This window comes from Paenibacillus pinihumi DSM 23905 = JCM 16419 (genome assembly GCF_000422505.1).
In the GTDB taxonomy this organism is placed as follows: domain Bacteria; phylum Bacillota; class Bacilli; order Paenibacillales; family Paenibacillaceae; genus Paenibacillus_D; species Paenibacillus_D pinihumi.
Genome location: NZ_AULX01000027.1, coordinates 117857 through 127473, shown reverse-complemented (window position 1 = coordinate 127473; position 9617 = coordinate 117857). Strand labels below are relative to the sequence as shown.

6 protein-coding genes and 1 pseudogene are annotated in these 9617 nt (G+C 39.0%); 2 read left to right on the top strand and 5 right to left on the bottom strand.

Features of this window, described 5'->3' with window-relative positions:
* Window positions 1-1106, bottom strand: a protein-coding gene (locus H583_RS0110180) for an IS3 family transposase (RefSeq protein ID WP_281170107.1) whose coding sequence is annotated in 2 segments (ribosomal slippage) — window positions 1-896 and window positions 896-1106 — 1107 coding nt in all. Because the reading frame shifts where the segments join, the coding sequence is not laid out codon by codon here.
* A 194-nt stretch (window positions 1107-1300) separates the two neighbouring features.
* Between H583_RS0110180 and H583_RS36590 the strand changes: the two genes are divergently transcribed.
* Window positions 1301-1465 carry a hypothetical protein gene (locus H583_RS36590; RefSeq protein WP_154665854.1) on the top strand — a complete coding sequence of 55 codons (165 nt, stop codon included), beginning with the start codon at window positions 1301-1303 and terminating at the stop codon, window positions 1463-1465.
* Window positions 1414-1902 (top strand): IS3 family transposase, encoded by a 489-nt coding sequence (locus H583_RS37975; protein ID WP_081667085.1) that lies wholly within the window; start codon window positions 1414-1416, stop codon window positions 1900-1902. The genes H583_RS36590 and H583_RS37975 overlap by 52 nt, the downstream gene beginning before the upstream one ends.
* 53 nt (window positions 1903-1955) lie before the next feature.
* Here H583_RS37975 and H583_RS32475 read toward each other — a convergent pair whose 3' ends face one another.
* The 4 genes and pseudogenes from H583_RS32475 to H583_RS0110150 form a co-directional block, all read right to left on the bottom strand.
* Window positions 1956-2327, bottom strand: coding sequence for an integrase core domain-containing protein (locus H583_RS32475; RefSeq protein WP_051236262.1), 372 nt, complete (start codon window positions 2325-2327; stop codon window positions 1956-1958).
* Between the two features lie 5 nt (window positions 2328-2332).
* Window positions 2333-2506: pseudogene (locus H583_RS37555) on the bottom strand (IS701 family transposase); the annotation flags it as partial.
* Between the two features lie 929 nt (window positions 2507-3435).
* Window positions 3436-3660, bottom strand: coding sequence for an AVAST type 1 anti-phage system protein Avs1c (gene avs1c / locus H583_RS37970; protein ID WP_036709117.1), 225 nt, complete (start codon window positions 3658-3660; stop codon window positions 3436-3438).
* A gap of 26 nt (window positions 3661-3686) precedes the next feature.
* The gene (locus H583_RS0110150) at window positions 3687-9608 is read right to left on the bottom strand and encodes a S1 family peptidase (protein ID WP_028560371.1); all 5922 of its coding nucleotides are present in this window, start codon (window positions 9606-9608) and stop codon (window positions 3687-3689) included.
* Window positions 9609-9617: the final 9 nt, after the last annotated feature.

Genomic DNA, 9617 nt, shown 5'->3' with positions numbered 1-9617 from the left:
TTAGGCCGCCTTTCTGTACCTACGTTCGCATTCATTAGGTGTGAGATACCCGATGGTCGAATGAATCCGTTTGGCATTGTAAAAGCAGAGAATGTATTCAAATATGCGTTTACGTGCTTGTTCGCGTGTCTTGAACCTCTCCAAATGAATCAGTTCCTTTTTAAGAATGCTGTGGAACGATTCGATGCAAGCATTATCATAACAGTTACCTTTGCGGCTCATACTAGCGATCATCTTGTATGTGCTTAGTCGAGCTTGGTAGTCATGAGAAGCATACTGGCTGCCCCGGTCGGAGTGATGTAGCACGCTGTTAGACGGTCGCTGCTGGTGATACGCCCGATCAAGCGCTTGAAGGGCTAATTCTTTATTCATCCGGTCACTCATTTGAAAGCCGACAATTTTGCGGCTATATAAATCCATCACACTCGCCAAATACAGCCAACCTTCATCCGTCGCAATATAGGTGATATCGGCCACCCAAGCTTGATTCGGAGTGTTGGGGCGAAATTGGCGGTTGAGCACATTTTCGGCAATAGGTAGGTTATGCTTGGAGTTTGTCGTGGCTTTATATTTCTTAGCGGTTCGGGATTTTAACCCTTGCTCTTTCATGATTCGAGCTACGGTCTTCTCCGATACGCGGCTGCCTTGCTTATGAAGCATTTGCGTGATTTTCGGGCTCCCATACAGTCTGCGAGAATCTAGAAAGATTCGACGAATACGCTGTTCTAGCTTTTTACGGCTTTTCTCTTGCTTGCTTGTCTTGCGTTTTGTCCATTTGTAATAACCGCTTCTGGAAACATCCATAACAGCACATAGCTTCGCGACATGGCACTGGAAGCGGTATTTGTGGATGAAGGCATAGATCAGTGCCGGTCTTTTGCAAAGTAGTGCATGGCCTTTTTTAAAATGTCGTTCTCCTCTTGGAGGTCACGAATTTGTTTTTGTAAGGCTTTAATCGCCTTGTCATCATCTTTGAGTTGTCCACTTCCAGGAAAGGCTTGTCCGCCATCCTGCTTGATTTCGGACACCCACCGGTATACCGTGTTCGTGTGCAGCCCTAGCTCTTTCGCTACCTGAGGAACCGTTTTTCCTTCTTCTTGAATCATCTGTACCACTTGTCTTTTAAACGCTTGATCGTAGGTTTTCTTTGTCACTTCGTTCACCTCGAATTTGGATAGGTTTATTGTATCCGATTCTCGGTTCTTTGTGTCTACTTTCTAGTCTAACAACAGAAACGCCTAAGAGAGGATTGAAACGTTGGAGAGCAACGTACGACAAGTTTGGAGAGGAGGGATTACTTATGGAACGAAGAGGCAAAGGTAGCACGGGAAGGCCTTCATCTAAGGAACTAAGCACAGAAGAAAAACTAAGACGTGCTGAGGCAAAGATTAAGCTCTTAGAAGCAGAGAATGAATTTCTAAAAAAGCTCGAAGCTCTAGAAAGGCAGGCGAAGCGCAAACGCTAACTCCTTCAGAGACTTTCGAACTCACCGAGACCACTACTCGTAAGCATCAGCTAAAGGGTTTACTCGCCTATTTATGCGCCGCTGCAAACGTTAGCCGTAGTGGATATTATGCTTGGCTTAAAGCGGAACCAGTAAGGCAGAAACGTGAGATTAGCGATGAGGCCGACTATCAACTCATCCAAACGCACTTTTCTTCTCTAAAAGGTAAAGCAGGGGCACTCACGATCAAGATGCATCTGGAGCGTAGAGATACCGTGATTATGAATCATAAGAAAATACGCAGGCTTATGCGTAAATACAACTTGGTAGCTAAAGTAAGACAAGCCAATCCCTATCGAAAGATGGCTAAGGCTACACAAGAGCATCGTACATGCCCAAATTTATTAGAGCGGCAATTTAATCAAGGTGAGCCCGGGAAAGTACTGTTAACCGGTTAAACACCCGAATATTTGAGTCGGAGTTACTTATTCAAGCTTTGGCTTAGTATTTCTCAATATTTCTCAGATTTCACGATCTTAGCCTTCACTTGTTGCGTGGCTACTGCTTGTCGGAACTGCTTTGGAGCCAAATCATACAGACTTCCATGCATGCGCCGCTCGTTGTAGAAACGAATATAGCGGGTTACGACTTCATAAGCCTCTTTGTAGCTATAAAACTCATGCCGTTGCAGGCATTCGGCTTCAAATAGGCTATGGAACGATTCAATATGTGCATTCTTATTTGGTGTCTTTGGCGGAATCCTTTCGTGCTCCACCTCATATTCCTCACATGCATCTTCAAAAACATGTGAAATAAACTGCGGCCCATTATCCGTCCGAATAACTGGCCGTTGCTCTGTTTCAAAGAGCTGTCGCTGCCACAAGAGGGCAGGCTTTCCCGGTGAATATCCGTTAACGTTCCTGTATATCCGGTTGAAAGCATCCCATCCACGAAATGCTTAATGTGATGAAGAGCAGGTTTGGAGAAATAAAGCGGAAGTTTCCAATCGTCCAGGCGATTGTTCCAATGGTTTTCTTGTGATAAAGTAGACGTATGAGACATATCTTGTTCTCCTCTGCGTGGGGTGGTTGGTGGTACTTCTATTTTACGCAGAGAGTCAAGTATGTCTCTATTTACATTTCATGGAACTAATTTTGGGCAAGTACAGTAATTAACATACCTTCATGACTATTTTCGGAAAATATCGAAAAAAGCTCTATATTTTTTTGAGAAAGAAATTCATCCAGCTTATCAACGGGTAAATTATACTTACTTAAAGTTTCTTCAACTTTATCTGCAAGATTAAGTCTCCAGATCGTTTCTTCCCTACTGGATATAAGGTGCCTATTATCGTATATATCAAGGAAGAGTTCTTAGCTATATTTGGATCCTTGAGAAACCAGTCAGTAATCTTATTAAAAATGTATTGCGTCTGGACTTTACGTTCTGAACCATTCTTATCCTCAGAGGCTATTTCCTCACGGATTTTTTGAGATATTAAATTAGCAACATCTTTATTACTCTTGCTTTTTGTTTCCAAATTCTTGGAAAATCATATTTCTTTGCATACTAGCTCTTCTTTTAAATGTACTCAAAACCATGAACTATTTCTTTTAAAGTTAAATCAAGATCATTATCAATAAATAGTTCGGATATCTTTTTGAATTTTTGATTTTGATTAGCATTGATGTTATTACTCGCCCAGTATATTTTCTTGCTCCGCTAAAAATTCTTTCTTTAATCATTTTTCGAACTCCCTTCTATGATTCTATCATCAGTTATATCCTTTTTTAGATATTTGTAATAAATTAAATCTAAATACAAATAAAAAACTCTGTGAGCAGTAAGATCTCACAGAGTAAAGAAAAATATTTGATTAAGCATCCGTAATAAAGAATTAGAAATCTGTAATCCGAGAGGAACCTAACTTATTTTTGTTCAGAATGTAAGCCGCGGCTTATGGAACTGCCTTTTTCCTTTATTACATATTTTTAAAATTTAAATTGGCTAAAATTTGCCATCGTATTTACATGAAGCCGTGCAGCTTCATCGACACTTAAGAAGTCGATACGATTATTAGGTAGCATCCTGACTTTTCGAAGTCCATCAATCGATCTTTTAACTTTAGACGAAAAATGTATTTTGTTATTGTGAAGCTGTTCAGCAGCTATGAAAAAATTCCTCTCGAATTCTCGTCTATTTCTGGGTGTTTCCATTGGCTCGAAGTTCACTTGACTCCCTCCTAGTTAACAGAATAAACTGACCTATAATCACGATCAATAATAAATTGTGTTGAAAAGTCATATTTTACGAGCCACACCAATCTCCAAGGCGTCAAATCAAGTCGCTTGATTTTCTCTTTTGATACTAGCAAACGGCATCCTTCCCGTAGAGGAATGCCAATCCGATCTACATCCCAGTCTCTACCCTCCAACCAACTTTCCCTAATTATTTCTTGTTGTTGAATTTCACCTAAGAGCCCTTCAAAATAGGGGTGCAGAAACGCGGGGGTCATAATGCCGCCAGTTACATTGGTCTCAAGTTCGACTTTATATACCGTAGGCCGATATACCAAACGTTCTGTCGAAGAGATTTCTCGTAATTTAGGCTGTTCATTAGGGAAAAAGCTCTGGTATACATCATTAAGATTAAAAGCATTTTGTAAAGCATTTGGTCCTACCAAAAAACCAATAATCTCCACCACTTTTAATTGACCTTCTCTAGGAAAAAATACAGTCTCTAAATAGTGAAGATAATCATATGCACCATCTTGCGTACAAAGCTCAGCATCCCCATTACCTAGGAGTAACTCTTCGATCAACATAATTAGACTAGATTTGCTCTTTAATCGTATTTTTTCATTAGGAAAGTATGGATTGTATATACGCAAATGATCAGCCACCTGAGTTAGCTCTTCGTTGTTCATTCTTTTTTTTGAAAGAAGTTGGTTAATTCCTTTTCGAACAACTTTTTCGAGTTGTTCAAACTTTTGATTGGATCTATAGCTTCTTGCTACATAACTATCAGCTCTAATGAACTCTTCTACACTAAGAGGAAGGCACAAGTGAGATATGGTGCTCACTAAATCATGATAATCAGTTGACACCAGTACTCCTAATCGTTCCAAAGGCTCGAGAAGTTCATTAAAATGCCTTAACCAGCTTGGGATACCTAATCCTTGATAGGAAGTAGACATTCGATTTGTGAGGCTAGGTTGAAAAGTTCCAGATAACGTCGTGTGAAAATCATTCGTATCGTCATATTTCTTATCAGCAAGTTCAACTATTTCTAAGAACGTATGCCTTACCATGAAATGATCCATTTTGATGATACGTTTTCGATTTTCTTCGACCCGGATATGTTCCCAAACCAAGCTCGGGTCTTCAAGCGCTAAGCTATGCAAAATGCCAGCACAGATTTCAGGCCAGATACTGTTTTCTTCAGATAAACTCTTATTGATGAGCATAGGAACAAAGAAGTTTGCATCAACTGTAGCTAGCCCTTTCATTATTTCGGGTGCTCGATGTTTATAAATGTTTTTTGGATGAATAAATAGCCAAATAAATAGATCTGTCAACAGCATGTTGTTGGATAAATCATGAGTTTCTTGTTCAAACCATTTATATTTCTCGATGAAAGTATCCGGGGTTCTTAACATGAAACGAAAATGCTCTAGTACAGAATAAAATACCTTAATAGCTTCAGAGGTATTCAACTTTTTCCCCATGGTGGTAATAATCTTATTTACAATTAACCAGTCACTAGAATATACTTCATTCAAAATCAAGCTGCGAAGGGAATAAACAAATTCCTCGGTATTGCATAAGCCAGATAGCGTTTCAAAAGCTTCGACTATTTCTGTTCCTGAGTTACTTGTCCATATATTCCATGCTCCCGCTTGAACACCCACCAAACCAGTGATTAAATGATGTTTTGCTAAATGGATATTTTCTATATCAAGTTGATCTTTAGCTATCAACATTTGCTGATCTAATTGTTTCAAGGCACTTTTTTTACCGAAAGTACCTGGTAACATGATACGTTCATTATCTTCCTCATCAGAAGCATCATCTTGATCTTGTTTGACATTAAAATTCGCATCTTGCATTGGCGTTTGCTGCAAATCAGATTCAAAGATATCTTCACTCTCAAAGCTTAGGTCTGCTTTTTGCAATAATAAAGTTAATTGATAATAATTCGTATCAGTTAACCACTGCTTCAAATTAGATAGCAATTCCAAGCGATTATCTGGTGACATATCAGATATTATAATTCTTAGCAATCGACGATAAAGCACCGACAGTTCACCTGAACCACTGGCTTCCCTTTCATTTAGCAAGTCCGCCATAATTCTTGTAAAACGATCGAAGTATCGATAATCTCCAACTAGGAACAATTCACAAAACGCCCACTTCAAAAGCCCATTCACATTGGAAGCATTTTCGAGAATCTCCAGAATACAACTTTGTTCTTCAAGTCCTCCAGCTCCGAAGACATATCCTTTCCCTACCTCCGGACCATCCACTTGGTCCGCTTCTGCAAGTTGAAGAACTTTTTCTGGGGGAGGAAGTACTGTATTTTTAAAGTATTCAATTGCTTGTGCAACCCTACCCATAGAACATAAACTTCCGACAAAAGCCTCCTTTACTTGCCGAACATAACGTTGAAACGTCATCTCACCTGATGCAAAATCATAATGTCCTGCAATTTCTTTTAAATGTGCGGACAGTTCACCTGAACTTTGTAAGTATGTAATCGACGTCTCAAGAAGCGTAAGTTGGTCTTCTTTGTACCAGGAAGGTCCCATAGAAGTATCCAACATTTTCTGAAAAGTGATTTTATACCGCTGCTCACTTCCAAGTTTTGCATAGAGTTCAGTAATGAGAAGTAGGTCTTTTGAACGCTCCCAACGATTTTGCACTCCACAAGTAATATGCTCTTCCAAGACTTTCAACAGAGAAAAAGTGCTTTTTACATGCCTTTTTGTCTTCAACATTTCCGTAACGATTGAAAACATTGCCTCACGGAACCCTTCAGTATATAACCCAAGTTGATCCGCGAAGTGTAATTCAATAATCCTAACGAATTCTGGGAGCTGATCGGTAAAATATTTTACGTATAAGGAAGCAATTTCTCCAAGTACAAAGGGATAATATGATTCTGGTAAAGAATAGCTTCTATCCCAACCTACTCGCTGTTTTAGTGACACAAATAGCTGGGGTAACAATTGTTGTTCTATCGCTACTGAGACTTTTTTGAGTGAATCCTCTTGCTTAGCAGACAATGATCTCCAAGCTTTTCCTAAAGCGTAGCCCAGGAAAGAGAGTATTTCCTCAAAATATAATTCCCAATTTGAGGCACAAAAGTTAATAATCGAGGGGTAGTTATCCTCGTCATCCAGAAACCCTTTATACCTCCATGCATCTAAATAACTCGTAATAGCCTCATAATCAAAATCAACACCATTAGGTTTTCGTAACGAAAACCCAATTTCTGTTTCACTCGGTAATTCCTTGATTAATTGCTCAATAAGATCCTTATTGATACTTACATCCGTAATTGCAATAAGTATTAACGACCTGTCATCTTCATCAATACCATATCGTTGAATTACATATTCGATATCATGTAAAAACTCGTTATATAAGGAGCCTTCTATCGTGAAGTTGCCCCAAGATTGAAAACGTTCCAGATGAACAAGGATCTTACATAATAATGTAGAAATACCATGCCCAAAGCCCCCTCCCTGTTCCTCAATATTCTTAATAGGAATGTATTGCCCTCTACTCCAAAGCAAATATGCCGCATTAAAAGCAACGATATCTTCAATAAGTCTAGAGTCGCCATCATCTGACTCATTCTGTTTTAAAAGTTTAATTAGTTGTTTTAAATGATTTGAGAATTCATACCCGGGATCATCTGAAGTCATGCCAGATTTAATACTCCATGCCGCATAGTAAAATTTTATGGTTCCAAATTCTACAGTTCCACGGTCCATCTCACTTATAAATTGCAAACGAATTACTTTAAATAGTTGCTCAGCTTCATCTACTGCTCTTGTTTCATATAAACAATGCAAAAAATAAAGAGCGTCCGCCGCTGCAACAATCAAAACTGATTCGCGGATAATATACCGAATCGCTTCCTTTGACCTCCCCATAGCGATTAAGGTGCTTGCCAACTCTGAGGCATATCCAGCCAAAATATTATTGTATCTAAAGCTGATACGTTGAGATAGAAGAAGAAGACTAACAACGCTGCTAAAATCTCCTAAAGTAATCGCGGCGCTCAGGACATGCTTTAAATCCTCTAAAATAATATCAGGTTCTACATGTTCTCTGGCACATCTATCTGCCCATTCTTGGTTACAGTAGAGGAGACTTTCTTTTCGCATTTCCTCATCAGCATTCAACATGTGAAAGAGTATGTTTTTAATTGCATACGAGTGCTCAAGATTTTCAATACAGAATTGCGATACGACCTTATGAACCCGTTCATTAATTTCATTTGTTTTTTCGTTAATGAATATTGCAAAAGAAGAATGATACATCGAGATTGTTTCATCGTTAACCATAAGATGTTGTAACCTTGGAAAAACGGTAAGAAAAACGTACCTCGCTTCAGCAGGTAACATCCTCTCCAAGGATGTTCTATCAATTTCGTTACGCAACCTTGCAACTGTAGCCAAGATCCAGATTTCATTTTGATTTTTTCGAACGGTTTGCCAGATTGACTCGTAGTAATTACGTATCTCTCCACCAAATGCAGGTACTTCTTGAATCCAACTTTCTATTTTCTCTATATCACCCAACTGTTTCGCATACTCAACCAAATATCGCAAATAAAGTGGATGACCTTCAGATTTCTCTGAAATTGAATCTACTAATGCTAGTGGTAGTTGTAAGCCACCTGTTGTTTTAGTCAAAACATAATGTCTACACTGCTCTACTTCTAGAGGCACCACTTTGATTAACCTGTCTGAAGATAATTGTGCTTGCAGACGAGGAGGAAGGACTTCGTCCGTCTGACATGAGATGATTATCACAATATTTTCAGGTAGTATTTCTGGTATAAAACTAAAAAACTCTGTTGTCTTTCCTAAATGGTGAACATCATCAACTCCATCGATGAAGAAAACACCAATCTGATTTTTGTCTACATAATATGCGGATAATTTACGTAATCCACCACTGAGGTGCTGAACCCACTCATGCAAAAGTCGATCTTTTTTTTCAGGTACTGCATTGTAAAGTATCCGATGTATGTTCGCATCTAACCATTCGGCAAAAGTAAACTCAGAAGCTCGGAATGAAACTGGTATATTCCCCAAGTCATTTCTAACAAAGTACTTTCCACAAATATCTATTCCCTTAGATTCTGGAGTATAAGTTGCGCTAAGTATTGTTTTCCCTGATCCTGGGCTACCCTTTAGAAGTAAGAAACCTTGTTGCTTCTGACTAATATGCTTCTCTAAATCTTCAATCACGGGACGATTGTGGAGAGCCTGTTTTGCGATTTCGTTCAATCCTTCAGGAAGCTCATTAGAATCACGTAATGTTTCATATGGTATACTATTTTCTTCCAAGAAACCTCTAATTTTCTCGATACTAATCGCACCTAGAGTACCATCGAGTTGTCGAAGAATAATCCCCTGTACGGCCCTATTGATAATGACTGGAGCACCAGACAATGCCTCAGTACCCTCATCATCATAGAAACCAATTTTATCAGTTGGAAATAAATCCATATCCCATGTTAAACCTTCATTTCGAATACGAGCCCGTTTCACATAACCAGTAAAACGATCCCCTGCAGTTAATTTAGACTTAGGATACCCAAAAGTTTCCCAAGGATTATTGTAGCGAATTGGTGTACAAACAAGATTCAAGCCTTCTATCCCTTCAAGAGGTTCAGTCAATTCAAGGAGTGCAATGTCCAGGGATTCATCCATATCCACAATTTTAGCTTTCACTGACATTTCTCTATCAAACAAATATGGAATTTCTAACGTGACCATTTTATTAGGAGAATGGCCATGCCCTGCAACAACATGTTCTGCCGTAAGAAGCCAGCGGTCACTGATTAGAAACGCAGTACCACGTTCTTCACATTCATCACATACAACACGTACTATTTTTTTTTCAATCTCAGGAAAATGTTCCAAAGTACTATC

Excerpts from the sequence above, each read along its gene's own strand:
- H583_RS36590 (WP_154665854.1), top strand. The coding sequence starts at position 1,301 with ATGGAACGAAGAGGCAAAGGTAGCACGGGAAGGCCTTCATCTAAGGAA.
- avs1c (WP_036709117.1), bottom strand. The coding sequence starts at position 3,660 with ATGGAAACACCCAGAAATAGACGAGAATTCGAGAGGAATTTTTTCATA.